Raw genomic sequence first — 394 nt, forward strand, 5'->3', positions numbered from 1 at the left:
ACTTACCTAAAATCTTGCCTTGCCCCGTTATAAGGATGAGAGGTCCCTCATGCGCTATTTGTCGTAAATATTCGAGCTGCCTGTGACCACCTTTAAAATCTGGATAAATTATACCCGTTAAGGAAAACTCCGCATTTGCAACAGCTGGTAATTGAAGAGCCGCCTTTCGTCCCAATCGCCCTTGCTCTACCCATGGAACGCCATAAGACAGACCAAGCGTTTGATAAGCTGCTGTTTCAATCGAAAAAATGAAATCACCCAAAGCTAACATCATGGCACTTAATCCGAAAGGTTGGCGGCTATAGCCAAACGTTGTTGCTTCTCATAGCGTTCAAGAGCTTGATTGACTGCATCTCTAATTTCGTTCTTGAGACCATTGGGGACGGAAATATTG

General features: G+C 44.2%; 1 protein-coding gene. It reads right to left on the reverse strand.

The window, feature by feature from the left end; translation table 11 throughout:
- The coding region (locus tag J7R10_RS09365; RefSeq protein WP_208436535.1) for a phage tail protein at positions 1 to 274 on the reverse strand (274 nt) is incomplete at its 3' end.
- Between the last annotated feature and the right edge of the window lie 120 nt (positions 275 to 394).

The sequence above is a fragment of the Bartonella vinsonii subsp. berkhoffii ATCC 51672 genome (genome assembly GCF_902825225.1).
In the GTDB taxonomy this organism is placed as follows: Bacteria; Pseudomonadota; Alphaproteobacteria; order Rhizobiales; family Rhizobiaceae; genus Bartonella; species Bartonella berkhoffii.